The 1,189-nt window shown below is 64.2% G+C and carries 1 protein-coding gene; it reads left to right on the forward strand.

Annotated elements, in window-relative coordinates:
- Positions 1–48: 48 nt before the first annotated feature.
- Positions 49–1,189, forward strand: a 1,141-nt coding sequence (locus tag ACJH7A_RS30555) for an IS30 family transposase (RefSeq protein ID WP_406803322.1), incomplete at its 3' end; no start/stop codon positions are given.

Genomic DNA, 1,189 nt, shown 5'->3' on the forward strand with positions numbered 1-1,189 from the left:
GGCAGATTCATACGGTCAAGACAACATCCATTGATTTGGGAGGTTGTCGTGCCCAGTGGGTATCCGCATTCGAAGCAGACCCGGCGGGAGTTGTTTGACCGGGTGTGTCAGGGCGCTCCATTAATCGAGACGGCCAAGGCGATGGGTGTGTCGACGACCTCGGCGTGGGTGTGGTGGCGCAACGCTGGTGCGATGAAACTGATCATGGGCAGCGGCATGCACGGGCTGGCCGAGGCCGGCGTTCCCGATCGGCCCGGTGGACGGGGGCATCGGCTCAGTCTCGATGAGCGCATCGCGATCATGCGGGGCCGCGATGCTGGCCTGACTTATGAGCAGATCGGTACGCAGATCGGCCGCCACCGCAGCGTCATCTGGCGTGAGGTGCGGCGCAACAGCAATGCCGACGGCGACTACCACGCCCGGATGGCACACGGGCGGGCGGCGCAGAGGTCACACCGACCAAAAGCGTTCAAACTCAACGACACCGCGCTGTGCGCCGCCATCGAAACGTGGATGGATGACGGGTGGAGCCCGAAACTGATCGCCGAGATGTTGGCCCGCGATCACCCGCATGACAGGCTCAAACGCGTGAGCCACGAAACCATCTACCAGTGCCTTTACGTGCAGGGCCGTGGCCAACTGCGCGCTGATCTGAACAAGTGCCTGTCCACCAAACGGGCCACCCGCAAGCCCCGCGACCACACCGAACGCCGCGGCAAGTTCACCGATGTGTTCACCATCAGTGACCGGCCAGCCGAGGCCAATGACCGTGCCGTGCCGGGACATTGGGAAGGCGACCTGATCCTGGGTACTCGCGGCGGCAGCGCGATCGGCACCCTGGTCGAACGCAGCACCCGGTTCACCATCTTGTTGCACCTACCCGACAATCACACCGCCGACTCGGTGGCCGCGGCGATGATCGCGGCGATGAGTGAGCTGCCCGAACACCTGCGCCGCAGCATCACCTGGGACCGCGGCAGCGAGATGGCGAACTGGCGTGACATCAAACTGGCGCTCAAGGCGCCGGTCTACTTCTGCGATCCGCACTCACCCTGGCAGCGCGGGAGCAACGAGAACACCAACCGGCTGCTGCGGTTCTGGTTCGAAAAAGGCACCGACCTGAGCGTGCACACCAAAGCCGACCTCACCCGTATCCAGGACACCCTCAACAAGCGTCCCCGACCCACCC

It is taken from the genome of Mycobacterium sp. SMC-17 (genome assembly GCF_045310915.1).
Classification (GTDB): Bacteria; Actinomycetota; Actinomycetes; order Mycobacteriales; family Mycobacteriaceae; genus Mycobacterium.